Source organism: Kribbella sp. NPDC000426 (genome assembly GCF_040300265.1).
GTDB lineage: Bacteria > Actinomycetota > Actinomycetes > Propionibacteriales > Kribbellaceae > Kribbella.
Map to the genome: position 1 here is coordinate 1,274,121 of NZ_JBEPDK010000001.1, position 16,383 is coordinate 1,290,503.

At 68.2% G+C, this 16,383-nt stretch carries 16 protein-coding genes; 11 read left to right on the top strand and 5 right to left on the bottom strand.

Annotated elements, in window-relative coordinates:
* Positions 1-27: 27 nt before the first annotated feature.
* A complete protein-coding gene (locus ABT313_RS06190) occupies positions 28-669 on the bottom strand; it encodes a response regulator (protein WP_130443951.1) in 642 nt (213 codons plus the stop codon).
* A complete protein-coding gene (locus ABT313_RS06195; protein ID WP_350849233.1) occupies positions 666-2,357 on the bottom strand; it encodes an ATP-binding protein in 1,692 nt (563 codons plus the stop codon). Before ABT313_RS06195 ends, ABT313_RS06190 begins: the two co-directional genes overlap by 4 nt.
* A gap of 206 nt (positions 2,358-2,563) precedes the next feature.
* On the opposite strand from ABT313_RS06195, the gene ABT313_RS06200 reads away from it, so the two are divergent.
* The gene (locus ABT313_RS06200) at positions 2,564-3,913 is read left to right on the top strand and encodes a PspC domain-containing protein (protein WP_350849235.1); all 1,350 of its coding nucleotides are present in this window, start codon (positions 2,564-2,566) and stop codon (positions 3,911-3,913) included.
* Positions 3,910-4,101 carry a hypothetical protein gene (locus tag ABT313_RS06205; RefSeq protein WP_350849237.1) on the top strand — a complete coding sequence of 64 codons (192 nt, stop codon included), beginning with the start codon at positions 3,910-3,912 and terminating at the stop codon, positions 4,099-4,101. The genes ABT313_RS06200 and ABT313_RS06205 overlap by 4 nt, the downstream gene beginning before the upstream one ends.
* Before the next feature lie 96 nt (positions 4,102-4,197).
* On the opposite strand, the gene ABT313_RS06210 is transcribed toward ABT313_RS06205, so the two are convergent.
* The gene (locus tag ABT313_RS06210; protein ID WP_350849239.1) at positions 4,198-5,376 is read right to left on the bottom strand and encodes an RNA-guided endonuclease InsQ/TnpB family protein; all 1,179 of its coding nucleotides are present in this window, start codon (positions 5,374-5,376) and stop codon (positions 4,198-4,200) included.
* Between the two features lie 232 nt (positions 5,377-5,608).
* Here ABT313_RS06210 and ABT313_RS06215 point away from each other — a divergent pair, with 232 nt between their 5' ends.
* From ABT313_RS06215 to ABT313_RS06250, 8 genes are all read left to right on the top strand, one after another.
* Positions 5,609-6,748 carry a Cmx/CmrA family chloramphenicol efflux MFS transporter gene (locus ABT313_RS06215; protein ID WP_350849241.1) on the top strand — a complete coding sequence of 380 codons (1,140 nt, stop codon included), beginning with the start codon at positions 5,609-5,611 and terminating at the stop codon, positions 6,746-6,748.
* A gap of 25 nt (positions 6,749-6,773) precedes the next feature.
* The gene (locus ABT313_RS06220; protein ID WP_350849242.1) at positions 6,774-6,992 is read left to right on the top strand and encodes a cold-shock protein; all 219 of its coding nucleotides are present in this window, start codon (positions 6,774-6,776) and stop codon (positions 6,990-6,992) included.
* 57 nt (positions 6,993-7,049) lie between these two features.
* Positions 7,050-8,201, top strand: coding sequence for an L-histidine N(alpha)-methyltransferase (locus ABT313_RS06225; RefSeq protein WP_350849244.1), 1,152 nt, complete (start codon positions 7,050-7,052; stop codon positions 8,199-8,201).
* Positions 8,198-8,761, top strand: a complete 564-nt coding sequence (locus tag ABT313_RS06230) for a hypothetical protein (RefSeq protein ID WP_350849246.1) — start codon at positions 8,198-8,200, stop codon at positions 8,759-8,761. The genes ABT313_RS06225 and ABT313_RS06230 overlap by 4 nt, the downstream gene beginning before the upstream one ends.
* Before the next feature lie 127 nt (positions 8,762-8,888).
* Positions 8,889-10,910, top strand: a complete 2,022-nt coding sequence (locus ABT313_RS06235; protein ID WP_350849248.1) for a ligand-binding sensor domain-containing protein — start codon at positions 8,889-8,891, stop codon at positions 10,908-10,910.
* A gap of 92 nt (positions 10,911-11,002) precedes the next feature.
* Positions 11,003-12,268, top strand: coding sequence for an extracellular solute-binding protein (locus ABT313_RS06240; RefSeq protein ID WP_350849250.1), 1,266 nt, complete (start codon positions 11,003-11,005; stop codon positions 12,266-12,268).
* Positions 12,269-12,369: 101 nt separating this feature from the next.
* Positions 12,370-13,185 (top strand): carbohydrate ABC transporter permease, encoded by an 816-nt coding sequence (locus ABT313_RS06245; protein WP_350849252.1) that lies wholly within the window; start codon positions 12,370-12,372, stop codon positions 13,183-13,185.
* Positions 13,185-14,057 carry a carbohydrate ABC transporter permease gene (locus tag ABT313_RS06250; RefSeq protein ID WP_350849254.1) on the top strand — a complete coding sequence of 291 codons (873 nt, stop codon included), beginning with the start codon at positions 13,185-13,187 and terminating at the stop codon, positions 14,055-14,057. The genes ABT313_RS06245 and ABT313_RS06250 overlap by 1 nt, the downstream gene beginning before the upstream one ends.
* Positions 14,058-14,060: 3 nt before the next feature.
* Here the strand turns inward: ABT313_RS06250 and ABT313_RS06255 are convergent, their stop codons facing one another.
* Both ABT313_RS06255 and ABT313_RS06260 read right to left on the bottom strand, forming a co-directional pair.
* Positions 14,061-14,525, bottom strand: coding sequence for a DUF7144 family membrane protein (locus ABT313_RS06255; protein ID WP_350849256.1), 465 nt, complete (start codon positions 14,523-14,525; stop codon positions 14,061-14,063).
* A gap of 10 nt (positions 14,526-14,535) precedes the next feature.
* Positions 14,536-15,618 (bottom strand): hypothetical protein, encoded by a 1,083-nt coding sequence (locus tag ABT313_RS06260; protein ID WP_350849258.1) that lies wholly within the window; start codon positions 15,616-15,618, stop codon positions 14,536-14,538.
* A 174-nt stretch (positions 15,619-15,792) separates the two neighbouring features.
* Between ABT313_RS06260 and ABT313_RS06265 the strand changes: the two genes are divergently transcribed.
* Entirely contained in the window at positions 15,793-16,326 is a 534-nt protein-coding gene (locus ABT313_RS06265; protein ID WP_350849260.1) for a potassium channel family protein, read from the top strand.
* The last annotated feature ends 57 nt before the right edge of the window (positions 16,327-16,383 follow it).

A 16,383-nucleotide genomic window follows, 5' to 3' on the forward strand; every position in this document is an offset into this window, starting at 1 on the left:
AGATTACCCCGAAGGGGGCAGCGGACGTCAGACCAGGCGGCGGTCGGTCGCCCAACGGGTCAGTTCGTGCCGGTTGGACAGCTGCAGCTTCCGCAGTACCGAGGAGACGTGGGTCTCGACGGTCTTCACCGAGATGAACAGCTCCCGGGCGACTTCCTTGTACGCGTAGCCGCGCGCGATCAGCCGCAGTACCTCGCGCTCACGCTGCGACAGCCGGTCCAGGTCCTCGTCCACCGAGGCGATGTCGATCGCGCCGGAGAAGGCGTCCAGCACGAAGCCGGCCAGCCGCGGCGAGAACACCGCGTCACCGTCGGCGACCCGGTTGATCGCGTCGATCAGCTCGGTGCCGGAGATGTTCTTGGTGACGTACCCGCGGGCGCCGGCCCGGATCACGCCGATCACGTCCTCGGCCGCGTCGGACACCGACAGCGCGAGGAACTTGATGTCCGGGTGCCGCTGGTGCACCTGCTTCATCACCTCGGTGCCACCGCCGCCGGGCAGGTGTACGTCGAGCAGTACGACGTCCGGCTCGGTGCCGACGATCGCCTTGACCGCGGTGTCGACGTCGGAGCCTTCCCCGACGATGTCGACCGAGGCGCCGATCTCGCTGCGTACCCCGGCCCGGAACATGTCGTGATCGTCGACGACGACAACGCGCCTGCTGCTCATCTGTCCATCTCCAGTCGCACCTCGGTGCCAGTCTCCGGGTCGGACCGCACTGTTGCGCGGCCGCCGTGCCGTTCCATCCTGCCCATCACACTGTGCCGCAAGCCCAGCCGGTCGTCCGGTACCTCGTCGACGTCGAAGCCCTTGCCCCGGTCCCGGACGAACATCTCCACCCGGTCGCCGTCGACCTCGACGAACACGTCGATCTTCGCGGCGCCGGAGTGCTTGGCGGCGTTCACCATCGACTCCCGGGCCGCCCGCACCATCGACGACAGCGGCTCGGTCAGGTCGCAGTCGCCGACCGTGATCACCTCGATCGGCACGCCGTGCGAGTCCTCGACCTCGGCCGCCGCCCGCTTGGCCGCGCTGGCGATGGTCTGGTCGGTGGTGTCGTCCTCGTCGTACAGCCAGGACCGCAGCTCGCGCTCCTGCGAGCGGGCCAGCCGGGTCACCGCCTTCGGGTCCTCCGCCTGCTTCTGGATCAGCGCGAGCGTCTGCAGCACCGAGTCGTGCAGGTGCGCGGCCATGTCGGCGCGCTCCTGGGAGCGGACCCGCTCGGCCCGCTCGGAGTTCAGGTCGCGGCTCAGCCGGTGCACCCAGGGCCCGGCGATCACGCCGATGCCGACGACAGCCAGCAGCAACGCGATGAGTACGTCGCCGACCATCGACAGCCGGCCGTTCTGGACCAGGAACAGGGTGACCGCGGTACCGATCAGGATCAGGCCGACGGCGATCCGGATCAGCGACTTCCAGCCGCCCTTGCCGAGCACGAGCCCGAGGATCGGGACGCGGATGTCCTGCGTCCACTTGTCCTTCTGGTTCTCGTCCGCCTGCCGCCAGATCAGCGCGAGGCCGGTGGCGGCGAACACCAGCGGCCAGAACAGCTTGCCGGCGATGCCGAACCCGGCGACCTGCAGCAGCAGGCACAGACCGATGCCGATGGCCACCAATGCGGGCAGCTGGCCGCGGCTCTTCTCCCGCTTCCGCTGCTTCGCCTCGGCCACCGGGGGCGGCGGCTCGTCCGAGCGCATCCCGCTGCGGGTGTGGGCGGCCAGACCCGGTGCACCCGGCACGTTGTCCGGAGCGAGCGGCATCAGGAACCACAGGGCCGCATAGATCAGTACGCCGAAGCCGCCGAACACGGTCGTCGCGATCAGCACAAGGCGTACGAGAGTGTCGGACACGCCCAGGTGGTCCGCGATCCCGCCGGCCACGCCCGCGACAACCCGGCCCTCAGTACGCCGGTACGCCCGCCGAGGCGGGTCCGTCGGCTGCCGAGGAGGAACAGTTCCGGCCCCGGCCGCCGCTCCAGCCTGACCGTAAGGCGGGGGTGCCCAACCCCCACCGGTACCCGGCGCGTACTGCGCGCCACCCGCGGGCTGGCCACCCGCGTACTGCGCGCCACCGTGCGGCTGACCCGCGTACCGCTGGCCGCCTGCGGCGTGCTCGGCCGCCATCCGCGCGGCGTACGCCGCGTACGGGCCTTGGTACTGGCCCGGACCGTCTGGTCCCCAGCCCTTGTAACGCCACTGGTCCGGCCCGGCGGGCGCACCGGCCTCGCCCGGCTGGCGAGCCTGCGCCCCCTGTGGCTGTGCCGACTGCCCGTCCTGGGCAGGCTGGGCAGCGGTCGGCTCGGGCTGGCCTCCGTTGGTGGAGGTCCCGCCCGGCGGCGCGGCTGCTGGCTGGCTCATCACCACGATCGTCACATGTGGACGGGCCGCACACCAGCAGGCTTGTCCCGGGCCGCCTCCTCAGCGGCCGCCCGCCCGGCTCAGGGTCGCCTCGGGGAGAACCCCGAGACCCCCGCCGGGCCGGCCACTCGCACGGCGCCGACTCCGGGGATCGTCAGGGTGCATCCCGATGTTCCGCACGCGCGCAGGGTGTGAGTATCGATGACATGGAGCAGAACCAGAGTGGACCCGGTGGGTTCGACCGCGACCGCCTGCAGAACCCGCAGACGTGGCGGCGCAGCAGGTCGGACCGTTGGGTCGCCGGTGTCTGCGGCGGTATCGGCCGCGCGCTGAACATCGACCCCGTGCTGATCCGCGTGGTGATGGCCGTCCTGATCCTCAGCGGTCCCGGGATCATCTTCTACATCGCCGCCTGGGTGCTGATGCCCGACGAGGGCAGCGACCGCTCGGCGGCGCAGGGTCTGCTCGGTGACCGGGTCCGCCCCGACCACCCGTGGCTGTGGCCGGTCGTGATCGGCGCCTGTGTGTTCGCCGCGATCGCGATGATGTCGTCGTTCAACTTCGGGCACTTCATCCCGGGTCCGCTGATCGTGGTCGCGGTCATCTTCCTGGTCGTCAAGCAGCGCAAGCACGGCGGTCGCGGCCGGCGCAGCCAGCAATGGATGGGCGGCCCGAACGCCAACTGGACGGGCCAGGGCACGAACTGGACGGGTCGCCCGCAGGACGCGACGCCCCCGGCCAACGCCGGTCAGCAGACAACTTCGGCCTACGCGCCGTCCCAGAACGACCCGTCAGCTCCCCCGACGGGTCCGTCGTCCTCGGCCACACAGCGACCCCAGGACCGCACCGTCGAACCGGTCCAGGCTGTGTGGACCGAGGACGACCCTCTCGGCCTGTACGTCGACGAGCCGGCCCGCACCACCACCCCGCCGGTCGGCTCCAAGGCGGCCGAGCCGCCCGCGAAGGGCATGCGCGGGATCAAGTCGATCGTCGTCGTGCTGACCGGTCTCGCGATCGGGATCGCGGCGCTGGCGGGCGCCTCGACGGCGACCATGCTCGTCATCGGCCTGGCCACGCTCGGCGCCGGCATGCTGCTGGGCGGGTTCGTCGGCCGCACGCTGGCCCTGCTGCCGCTGGGCATCCTGCTCGCGGCCGGTGCGGTGGCGAGCACGGTGTTCCCGAGCATTCCGCGCAACTTCGCCGACACCAACTACGTCGCGCCGATCGGCCAGACCATCACCGCGACCGGGACGAGCTACCAGTTCGACGCCGGGTCGGTACATCTTGACCTGACCAAGGCGAAGTTCGCCCCGGGCGCGAAGGTCGACGTCCACGGCGGCGCCGGCGAGGTCATCGTCAAGGTGCCCAAGGACGTCGACGTGACCGGCAACCTCTCGGCCGAGATGGGAGACGTGGCCTTCCTCGACCAGCACCAGGGCGGCCATAATGCCGAGCTGACACTCAACGACCTGGGCACGGACGGCAAGGCCGGCCCGCAACAGGTCACCCTGGACCTGGACGTCAGGCTGGGCAGTATCAAACTGGAGCGCGGATGAGCCAGCAGCCACGTAAGACGAAGCCGGACGTTCCCGGTGTCGTGACGGGCGCGGTTCTGACCGGTGCAGCCACGATCTGGATGCTGACCGAGAACGGCGTCCTGCAGACCGACGACCTCGGCGTCACCAGCGCCATCCTCCTGGTCACCGCCGGCATCCTGGGCCTGGCCGCGTCGCGTCGCGTCTGATTCGGTCGACACACACACTTATCAAGGTGGAGCGCGGTTGACGTCCTCCCCTCCGCTCACCGACGGGGATTCCAACTACTACCCGGAGGTAGCGAGTTAGGGTTCACGCTTCGACGAGACCCGTACGGGCGTCTCTCGGCGTGCGCTGACGGCCCGTCCGGCCGCGATGTTGATCGCCGCATTCACATCCGCGTTGGCCCGATGTCCGCAGGCCACACACCGGAACACCGCTTGGCTCTCACGGTTCTCCGGCGCGCGGTGCCCACAGACACTGCAGGTCTGCGACGTGTATGCAGGGCTTACTCGTTCGACTCGTCCCGCCGCCTTGTGCTCCAGCCGTCGTACGAGCAATCCCCAGCCATTGACCAGGATGCCGCGGTTCAGCCCGGCCTTCGCCCGGCGACGATTCGGCAGGTACGCCCCCGGCCTGCCGGGCACGGGTCTCGGCTTGGGCTTCGTGGTCATCCGGGCGATGCGCAAGTCTTCGACGCGGATGACGTCGAATCGGCGTGCGAGGTCGGTGCTGGTCTTCTCGACCCAATCCATCCGACGGTCCACCCAGCGGGCGTGCAGCTTCGCGATCGCGGCTTTCACCAACTGACGGCGGTTGGAGCCACGCCGACATCGAGCCAGTCGACGTTGCAACTGCTTCAGCCGTTGCTGCTCACGATCGGACAGCCCGGGGCAAGAGAGGAGATCACCAGTGGACAGTGCGGCCGAGACGGTGATGCCGCGGTCGACGCCGACGACCTCGCCCGAGCCGGACGCCGGAATCGGCTCCGGGACGACGGCAAAGGCAATGTGCCAGCGGCCTGCGTGGTCGCGAGTGATCCGGTAGGACTTCGCGCCGGGTACGGCGCGCGACAGCCGGAACCGGACCCAACCGACCTTCGGTACGAGTGCCTGCGCCCACTTCCGGTTCAGCTTCATGATTCGACCCGCCTGACCGCCGACGACACGGAAGCCCTCGTGCAGTCCAGCTCTGCGCCAGGTCGGCCGCCGGTGCGTTCCACCGAAGAAGTTCTTGACAGCCTGGTCGAAGTCACGCAGCGCTTGCTGCTGCACGGTCTGCGAGCCCGCCCGCAACCAGCCGAACGCTGCCCGCGCCTCCGTCAACTGCCGCGCTTGCTCGACGTACGCGGGCGACGGAAGGTTGTCGCGGGTCCACATCGACCACTGCTCGAGCGCCAGGTTCCACACATATCGCGCGTGCTTACACTGCAGCAGCAAGGCTGCCTGCTGTACGCGAGTCGGGTGCAACCGGAACCGAGACATACCAGAATCCAATCAGTCGGGACCGACAATCCCCGATCACCGAAGGGGAGCAGGCGCGGTCGTTCCCCACCCGTCAGAAGCAGGCGTCCTAGGCCTAGCCGCCTCCCGCCGCGGATAACTCGGTAGACGGCCGGTACGCCGCTTCCTAAGCTCCCCAGCATGTCCAGCCCGGAGGCCGACAGACCGTAACCACCGATGACGTATTCCATCGATGGTTCACGGGAGTATTTCCATGCCTTTCGTGCTGTACCTGCTCGGCCTGGCCGTGTTCGCCCAGGCAACCTCCGAATTCATGCTCGCCGGGCTCGGCCCGGACATCGCCCAGGACCTGGGCGTCTCGATTCCCACCGCCGGCTGGCTGACGTCGGCGTTCGCGCTCGGCATGATCGTCGGCGCTCCGGCGATCGCCGTCCTCGGTGCCCGCTGGCCGCGGCGGCGGACGCTGCTGGTCACGCTGACCGTGTTCCTCGCGGTCCACGTGGTCGGCGCGCTGACGACCAGCTTCGCCGTACTGCTGATCACCCGGGTCCTGGCCGCGCTCGCGAACGCCGGCTTCCTCGCCATCGCGCTCGCCACCGCGACCTGCCTGGTCCGTCCGGACGCGAAGGGCCGTGCGACCTCGGTCCTGATCGGCGGTACGACGCTGGCCTGCATCGTCGGCGTACCGGCCGGCGCCCTGCTCGGCTCGTACTTCGGGTGGCGGTCCGCGTTCTGGGCGGTTGCGATCATCTCGCTGCCCGCGCTGATCGCGATCCTACGGTCGGTGCCGGCCCGCAGCGCCGGGCCGACGACGATCGGGCGGTTCTGGGTCAGCCGGCGCCTCGTCGTACTGCTGCTGCTCGGGGCCCTCGTCAACGGTGCGACGTTCTGCTCGTTCACGTACCTGGCCCCGATCGTGACCGATGTCACCGATCTCGGCGCCGGATGGGTGCCGGTCGTACTCGCGCTCTTCGGCCTCGGCTCGTTCGCCGGGGTCACCGTCGCCGGCCGGTACGCCGACCGCGGCAACCACGTCCTCACGTTGGTTGCCGGTGGCATCTTGCTGCTCGGTTGGTGCGCGTTCGCGCTGACCGCCGTACACGTCGTACCCACTGTCGTTCTGGCTTTCCTGCAAGGCGGATTGTCGTTCGCGGTCGGCTCGACGCTGATCGCCTACGCCCTGTACGCCGATGCCGGGTCACCCGTCCTGACCGGAGGTCTCGCGACCGCCGCGCTCAACGTCGGAGCCGCCGCCGGGCCGGTCCTCGGCGGGCTCGCGATCGGGGCCGCGAGCTTCCGCGGACCGCTGTGGGTCAGCGCCGCGCTGGTGGGCGCGGCGGTCTGTCTGGCAGCCGGCTCGGTTAGGCTTGGGGATCGCGAGGGGCCTGGATAAGCGGTCCCGTGGTCGAGGAGTTCCGATGGTGCGCGGCACCGTGAAGTGGTTCAACGCCGACAAGGGCTACGGTTTTCTTGCCGTCGAGACCGGTGGTGACGGCAACGAGATCGACGACGTGTTCGTGCACTGGAGCAAGATCGTCTCGGACGGGTACAAGACCCTCGAGGACGGCCAGCGGGTCGAGTTCCAGATCGTCGACGGCCCCAAGGGCCGCGAAGCCGACGCGGTCACTCCCATCTGACCAGCGGTCTGGTCCGGCAACCGATAATCTGTCGTCTCATCGTGTGAGGGGTGAGACGTGGCAGAGCCGGTACCCGTGATCCGGAAGCTCGAGCATGCGCTGGCCGACGACGACTTCGCGTGGTCGCTGCTGCTCGTCGGCGAGGATCAGACCGACAAGCTCGCGACGCTGACCGGTGACCTGCGTGGGCCGGTGTCGACCACCGGTGACGGCAAGCAGATCACGTCCGGCTTCTCGTACTGGGGTATCGGCCCGACCATCGCCTGGGCGAACGCCACCAACGACCCGTTCTACCTGGTCATGAAGGCCGGCGCCGAGTCGTTCCTGCGGCACTGGCGCAAGGTCCGCCCGCACGTCGAGAACGGCGGCTTCCACCTGGTCAGCCTCGGCGTCGGCACCGGCGTGAAGGACCGCACGATCCTCAGCGACATGCGCCGCAACAACCGGGACATGTACTACATCCCGGTCGACATGAGCTCGGAGATGCTGCGGATGGGCACGCTGGAGCCCGTCCGCGGCGCCCGGTTCCCGGTCTCGCAGGTGCTGCCGGTGCAGCTGGACTTCTCGATTGCCGACAACATGGACGAGCTCGCGCAGATGCTCGCCCGGCTGGTCGGCAACGACCCGATCCTGTTCACGCTGACGGGCAACACGCTGGCGAACTTCGAGAGCGACGAGGAGCTGCTCAGCACGCTCACCCGGGTGCTCCGGCCGCAGGACCGGCTGCTGCTCGAGGTCGCGAGCACCACCCGGCTGGACCAGGAGACCGCGGACGCGGCCGCCGACGAGTACCACCAGACCCGGGCGTTCGCGGAGTTCGTCACCAGCGCGCTGCGGTACAACACCGATCTCAAGATCAACAACGACCGGGTCAAGTTCATCGGCGAGGTCGAGGACGAGGACGCGCTGCTGGTCAAGATCCTCTGGCAGAACGACACCGACGCCGAGATCCGGATGGAGCTGCCGGACCACACCGAGGTGGTGCTGCCGATCGGCGACACGATCCGGCTGTACACGACCCGGAAGTACTCGACCACCCGGCTGAAGCGGCTCACCGAGGCATGCCAACTGACGCCGGTCGAGGCGATCCAGTCCCAGTTCCGCTACACCCGCCGTCCGAACCCGTTCGGTCTGGAGCTGCTCCTGCTCGCGCCGGACGCGGCCGGCCAGACGCCGCACACCCTCGCCGACGACATCTGGGCGACATGACCCGGCGGACCGTCGTCACCGTGGTGACGTACGGCCTGCTCAGCGTGGCGTTCGTGCTCGGTATCATCTGGTTCTTCTGGCCGGGGAACTCGCGGTGGGAGCCGGCCGTCAACACCCTGACGCTGGTCGCCGGGTTGAGCGGCATCTTCGTCGAGCGGCTCACGGCCGAGGCCGAGCGGCGTACCGAAGTACTGCGGGCGGTGGTGGACGAGCTGCAGGAGAACACCCGGCTGCTCAACGACGAGCGATTCTCGCCGGACGCGCCGACCTCACGGCAGGTGTACCCACGGCTGGTCGTGTCCGCGGTGGACCTCGCGCTGGTGTCCGGGGCGCTGGGACTGCACCGGGACGCCGACCTGGTCGGGCTGCTGCATCGTTGGCGGGACACCGTGCACCTGTTCAACCGCCGGCTCGACCTGACCGAGATCAGCACGTTCTCGAACACGATCTCGCCGGCCGAGCTGGCCGCCTTCCACCGCGCCCTGCACCGCGAGAACAGCTACTTCGCCGCCACCCGCGACAAGCTGCAGAACCTGCTCACAGCGATCCCGCAACCTTAACGGCTGAGGCCGAAACCGCAGCTTCGGCTGCCAGTAGTGGCAAATTCCCCCGAGACGTTGACTTCGTCATGCGGTCAGGGCTTCACTTTCGGACAGGACCGTAAATACGGCACCCCGGAGGCATCGCATGCGATCAGCCCGCTCGCTCATCGCGGTGGCACTCGCCGCCGTACTCGTCACGACTCTGACCACTCCCGCCGCCGAGGCCGGGCATCGTCCGCCGACGGCGACGCTGACCTCGTTGGGCGTTCCGCTGTCCGATGTACTGCTGATCGGCGGTACGGTCGCGCCCGGCCCGAACGGCAAGACCGCGATCTGGAACGTGTCCAGCGGCAGCCCGGCGTACCTGAACGCCATCGACCCGGCCACCGGCGACAGCCTGTTGTCCGCGGCGCTGCCCGGCGCGGACGGCAGTTACGCGGTCGCAGCCGCACCGGACGGCACGATCTACGCCGGCACGTACAACAACGGCCACCTGTACCGGCTGAAGCCCGGCGCAACCACGGCCGAGGACCTGGGCCGGCCGCTCGCGTCCGAGACGTTCATCCTGCGCATCACCGTCGACGAGCAGGGCAACGTGTACGGCGGCACCTATCCGCACGGGCGGGTGTTCCAGTACGACCACGCAACCGGCGCGGTCCGCGACTACGGAACGATCAAGGCCGGCCAGGGGTACGTCAAGAGCATCGACTACGCGAACGGCAAGCTCTACACGGGCACCGAGCCCGACGCGTACTTCCAGGAGATCGACGTGGCCAGCGGCGCCGTCACCGAGATCCCGGCGCCGCCGACGATGGGCGACCCGAAGGACAAGGTCGTCTACGACCTCAACGTCCGCGGCGGCCGCGTCTACACCCGGGTCAGTACGGCGTTCCCCGGCCCGATGTACGTCTGGGACATCGCGTCGCGGACCTGGGTCGACGAGATCGCGAACGAGCACGGCCTGGACATCTCGCCGATCGGCGCGGACGGCTCGCTGTACATGATCCAGGCGAGTGAGCTGAAGAAGTACGACCCGGCCACCAAGACCCTGACCGGGACCGGGCTGACCTTCACCGGCCGGATCCAGAACGCCCGCTCGATCGGGTACGCCGACCTCGACCTGCCCGACTACCCGGGGACCAGCGTCGTCGGCACCCTGTGGCGCGGCGAGGAGTTCCGGTACAACCCGCAGACCGGCAAGTCCGAGATCTTCCAGACCAAGGTCCGGCGGGAGCCGATCGAGATCCTGTCCGTGGCCGGCGGCAAGAACAACATCTACGCCGGCGGCTTCCTCAACGGCGGCGTGTCCGTCGTCAACCCGGACACCGGCGCGGCGACGTTCAACCGGTTCTCCCAGGTCGAGGCGCTGATGGAGGGCTCGAACGGCACGGTCTGGGTCGGCGCGTATCCGGAGGCCCGCCTCTACTCGTACGACACGTCGAAGCCGTGGAGCAGCCCGGAGTACTCCCCCGGGCCGCCTGGTACGCCGGACAACCCGGTCCAGGCGCTCAACCTGAAGCCGGACATCTTCCAGACCCGGGCCCGGGCGCTGGCCGAGGTGAACGGCAAGATCGCGGTCGGCACCGTGCCCGACGGCGACCGGCTCGGCGGCGCGCTGGTGATCTACGACCCCAAGACCGGTACGGCGGAGAAGTACCGCAACGTCGTCCAGGACGAGTCGGTCTTCGGCCTGACCGCGAACTGCGGCATCGTGTACGGCGGCACGTCGATCGCCGGCGGGCTGACCACCACTCCGCCGACCCGGGAAGCGGGCACAGTATTCGCGTGGGACGTGGCCGGGAAGAAGAAGCTCTGGGAGACCGTGCCGGTGCCGGGCGCGGCGACGGTCTCGTCGGTCACGATCGGGCCGGACGGCCTGCTCTGGGGTGTGGCCGGCAAGACGGTGTTCGCAGTGGCCCCCGACAGCGGCAAGCTGAAGAAGTCCTTCACGCTCGGTACGACGACCTCCAGCGGGGACATCGTGTCCACCCGGGAGGCGGTCTACGTGAGCATCGACCTGAACAAGATCTACCGGATCGAGCCCGGGAAGAAGGCCGTCCCGACGCTGTTCGTCGAGCACGCGCACCGGCGGCTCGGGGTCCGGGGAGACCACCAACTACTGATGACGAGCGGGTCCGAGCTGTTCCGGATTGATATCAGCCGTTGACAGCGGAAATTCACCCCGGCTACTTTCGGTCCTGACCGTTATTCGGTGCAACTACTTCCGGCCCTGACTTCCGGACACACCCTGGGGGTGCGATGAAATCCACCGTCCGCCGCATCGCGGCACCACTCACGGCGCTCGTGCTCGCCGCCGCGCTCAGTTCCTGCGGCGGAGGCGATTCGGGCTCCTCGGACTCGAAGAAGAGCGTCACGCTCTGGATGTACCCGGTGATCGCCGACCAGGCGGCCAGCGACGCCTACTGGAAGAAGGTCGAGACCGACTTCGAGGCGGCGAACTCCGGCATCGACCTGAAGCTGGAGATGCAGCCCTGGGCGAACCGGGAGGAGAAGGTCGCGGCGGCGTTCTCCGGCAAGAAGGGTCCGGACGTCCTGCTGATGATCCCGGACCAGATCCCGCAGTACGTGAAGAGCGGCTCGCTGGAGCCGATCGACGACGTGGTCGCGCCGGACAAGGACAAGTTCCTGCCGGCCGCGATCCCGGGGCTGAGCGTCGACGGCAAGGTGTACGGCGCACCGATCTACCACACCGTCACCTCGACGATGTACAACAAGACCGTGCTGGCCAAGGCCGGCATCGCGAAGCCGCCGGAGACCTGGGACGAGATCAAGGCGGCCGCGCCGAAGCTGAAGGCGGCCGGGTTCTCGACGCTGGACTACTCGGCCTCGGCCGAGGCCACGCTGAACCTGAACTTCTACCCGCTGCTGTGGCAGGCGGGCGGGAAGGTGTTCGCCGACGACGGGAAGTCCGTGACGTTCAACCAGGCTCCGGGTCTGGAGGCGCTGACGTTCCTGAAGTCGCTGTACGACGAGGGCGCGATCCCGAAGACCGCGATCTCGGCGAGCAATGTGGTCGCCGACTCGCCGTTCGGCAAGGGGCAGGTGGCGATGGCGATGACCAGCGTGCCGGCCGACGTCGCTACGGTGACGAAGACCTGGGGCGCGGCGAACATCGAGATCGGCTCGCCGCTGACCGGGAAGAAGCAGGTCGGGTTCGGGCTGCCGGGCGGTCTGGTGCTGAACGCGGCGTCGGACAATGTCGACGCGTCGAAGAAGTTCCTGTCGTTCATGATGCAGCCCGCCCAGCTGGACCCGCTGAGCAAGGCGTCGGGCTTCTACTCGCCCCGCAACGACGCCAAGACCGAGTCGACCGACCCGAACGCGGCGAAGTTCCGTGACGCTCTCCAGTACGCCGTACCGGGCGAGCCGAACGCGTCCGCACGCCAGGTGATGTCCTTCCTGAGCACGGAGATCCAGGCCGTCCTCACCGGCAAGAAGCAACCCCAACAGGCCCTCGACGACGCCGCCAAACAAGCCAACGACCTCCTGTCGAGACAGCGTTGACGGAGGCACGCCAAGTGCCGGGCACGGGTCGGGCGGGACCCGTGTCCGGTCGGCGCAGGTCCATCCGGCGCCCTTGGGTCGGTTTGTTGTTCGTCGCTCCCATGCTGGTGTTGTTCCTGGTGTTTCGGTTCTTGCCGGTGGTTGGTGCCTTCCTGCTCTCGCTGACCGACTACCGGCTCAGCGGCAAGTGGGATTTTATTGCCCTCGACAACTACTCGCGGTTGTTGTCGGACAGCGTCTTCCACCAGGCCCTGCTCGTCACCGTCACCTACACCGTGATCTTCGTGCCGCTGACGGTCCTGCTCTCGCTCGGCACCGCGATCCTTCTCCACCAGGTGGTCTGGAAGCGCGGCTTCTTCCGCGGCGTCTTCTTCCTCCCGTACGTGACGAGCATCGTCCTCGCCGCGGTCATCTGGAAGTGGATCTACGACGCGCAGGACGGCCTGCTGAACGCCGTCCTCGGGTTGGTGAACGTCGGCCCGATCGACTTCCTCAGCCAGTCCGGCACCGTGCTCCCGTCGATCGCGGTGACGTCGGCGTGGAAGGGCTTCGGGTACTCGATGCTGATCCTGCTCGCCGGTCTGCAGGCGGTGCCGAAGTCGTACCTCGAGGCGGCGATGATCGACGGCGCCGGCACCTGGCAGCGGTTCCGGTACGTGACGCTGCCGCAGCTCCGCCCGGTGCTGTTCTTCGTGCTCGTGATCGAGACCATCGGCGCGTTCCAGGTCTTCGACGCGATGTACGTGATGACCGGCGGCGGGCCGGTGCGCTCGAGCTACTCGCTCGTGTACTTCCTGTACGACAGCGGTTTCAAGTACTTCGACTTCGGTTACGCCAGCGCGATCGGTCTGGTGCTGTTCCTGATCGTGCTGGTCGTCTCGCTCGTTCAGCGCCGGCTCGTCGGGAGGGACGACTGATGGTCAACATGCTCGAACGCCCGCCGGTACGGGCGGTCAGTGAGACCAAGGCGGTCGGCCGTCGGACGGCGGCCCGCCTGACGCTGCCGACCCTGCTGACGCTGACCGCGATCGTGACGATCGTCCCGTTCGCGGCGATGGTCATGGTCGCCTTCGCGCCGCCCAGCGGCCGGACCTTTCCCGACGCGCTGAACCCGGCGAACTTCACACTGGACAACTTCTCGCGGGTGCTGTCCAGCTCGGACATCCCGCGCTGGACGGTCAACTCGCTGCTCTACTCGCTCGTCTCGGTCGTCTGCGTGCTGCTGTTCGCGTCGATGGCCGGGTACGCGTTCGCGAAGAAGAAGTTCCCGGGGCGGGAGATCATGTTCTGGGCGTTCCTGGCCACGCTGATGGTCCCGTTCCAGGCGACGCTGATCCCGTCGTACATCCTGGTCTCGCGGTTCGACTGGGTGGACAGCTACTGGGGCCTGATCGTCCCGACGCTGGCGAACTCGCAGGCGGTGTTCCTGATGCGCCAGTTCATCATGCAGCTCCCCGACGAGCTCTTCGAAGCCGCGGAGATCGACGGGGCGTCGGAGTGGCGCATCTTCACCACGATCGTCGTACCGCTGATCCGCCCGGTGCTGGCCACGCTGGGGATCTTCGTCTTCCTGTGGCACTGGAACGACTTCCTCTGGCCGCTGGTCATCGGCCAGTCCGGCAAGATGCAAACCCTGACCGTCGGCCTGGCCACCCTCCAGACCCAGGCCGTCCCGATCAACCAGGTCATGGCCGGCGCGACGATCACCGTCGTCCCCAGCCTCCTGGTCTTCGGCCTGCTCCAGCGCTACCTGACCGATTCGATCGCCATGTCGGGCCTGAAAGCCTGACTGCTACTTGCGGTCGAGCATCTGGCGTAGCTCGTCGCCGTGGACGGTCAGCGACCAGATGACGAGGATGTCGACGGCGATGGTGATCGTGGACCAGATCGGGTACGCCGCGAGGAACGCCATGTTGAGCAGGATGCTGAGGATCGCGACGACCACGCCGACCACGCGGCCCCAGACGCGGCCGTTCAGCAGGGCGATGCCGGCGATCAGGACGAAGACGGCGGCGCCCAGGTGGATCCAGCCCCAGTTGTCGTAGTCGAGGTGGATCGCCAGGCGGGACGGGCGGACCAGGAAGTACGTGTCGTCGAAGATCGCCACGAACCCCTGGAACGCGTGGACCATACCGAGCACGATCATCATCACGCCGGCGAACAGGCTGCCGCCGACCCAGCGGCTCGGCCACTCCGGGACCTCGACCTCGCCGGGCCGGCGATGGGTTCCGCCGGTGGTTTCCTCGGGCTCCGACATGGTGCTCTCCTCAGCTCGCGGCTTTGGCTGCCGCGGTCGCGCGGTACTCGCTGACCGGGTGGTACCGGTCGTAGAGCATCGTCAGAGTGGTGACCAGGAAGACGAAGAACAGCGTGTCCGGCAGCGACAGCGAACCGTCGCCCCGGCTCAGCAACAGGTCCGCGACCAGCACCAGCGCGATGTTGATCACCAGCAGGACCACGAACGAGAACGCGGCCGAGTCCCACCCGTACCCGCGGCGCGCGCCCCACAGCCCGATCGCGGAGTTCAGTACGACGAAGAACGCGATACCGAGGAAGAGCCGGAGGTCGCTGGTCTCGACGCCGGGCAGCACCCGCCCGTAGATCACGCTGGTCAGCCCGATCAGCACGATCTTCTCGAATGACGCCATGTCGAGGACCCGGTTGTGCGACGCCCGGTAGGCCATCCGCTCGCTCGCCTCGTCCATCTCCACCGGCAACGGGTCGGCACTCAGCCTTAGCGTCCAGTCGGGCGGCCGGAGTCGCGGCCGGACGACGAACCACAGGACCGCCGCGAGGGCCAGTACCGCCACGATCAGCGTCGGAAGGAACCACGGTACGTCGCGGATCGTGTCGGTCAGATCCAGCTGGAGGATGTGGATCCAGGTCTCCTGCGGCAGCTTGATGAAGATCCAGATCCCGGCCGCGACCTTCACCCAGAACCGGAACCCGTACCGCATCGGGTTGCGGCGCGCGCGGACGCCCTCGTAGGCGATGAAGAAGTACTCGAACGTGTTCGGGAACACCAGCAGCAGGAACCGCAGCCCGGTGAGCTCGAACAGCACCACGCCGACCTGACGGTAGAAGAACAGGAACCGGCTGACCTTGACCGCCCCCGGGTTGCTCCAGTTGCGCAGGCTGGCGAGGTACGCGATCGACAGGTAGAACACGTCCATCGCCTTGTCGTAGCTCTGGTAGTTCGGCGGGTCGGCGCCGAAGAGCTGGAAGATCGTCTGGTCCACGCCGTCCAGGAGCAGACAGGCGATGATCGCCGGCAACGGGTACTGCAGGATGAAGAACGGCAAGATGAAACGCGCCAGCACGACGGCCCAGAACACCACCTGGACGTCCATCCGCCACCCCCATCCGTCCGCCTCAGGTTACGACCGCAACCCTCCAGCGGGCTCCACCTCGATCTAGGGTTCCCGGCGGCCGATTCACGGGGATCATCCAGGGCGGATGACGTGTGTAGGAGCTCGCCCGGAAGTGGCGATGCCACAGCGGGACGCGTGCGGTGCACTCGGGGGATGGCAGACGGCGGCTTCCATCGGCTTCCGCCGCGTGAGCGGCGTCGGATCGCGCGGAATTCCTTGCTGCGGTCGCTGGCGGGAGCGGTGGTCATCGTCGCGGCGTACTTCCTGCTGCCGCTGGACGGGCTCGAGGGGGTCGTGGCGGTGTACCTCGGGCTCGGGCTCCTTGTGGTCACCGTGGTGCTGGTGTGGCAGATCCGCGAGATCACGCGGTCGCCGTACCCACGGCTCCGGGCGGTCGACACGCTCGCGACCTCCTTGCCGCTGTTCCTCGTGGTGTTCTCTGCGACGTACTACCTGATGGAGCAGAACCGGGCCGGCAGCTTCTCCGAGCCGCTGAACCGCACCGACGCGATGTACTTCACGGTCACGGTCCTCGCCACGGTCGGCTTCGGCGACATCGCACCGGTCACCGGGGCGGCTCGGGTGGTCGTCACGGTGCAGATCCTCGGCGACCTGCTGCTGGTCGGTCTGGGGGCGAAGGCGCTGCTGACCGCCGTACAGGCCGGTCTGCGCAAGCAGCAGAACTGACTCACCCTTGGCGTACGACGCCGGGCGCTGCCTCCTCCGGGACGCGTGATGCCGCCG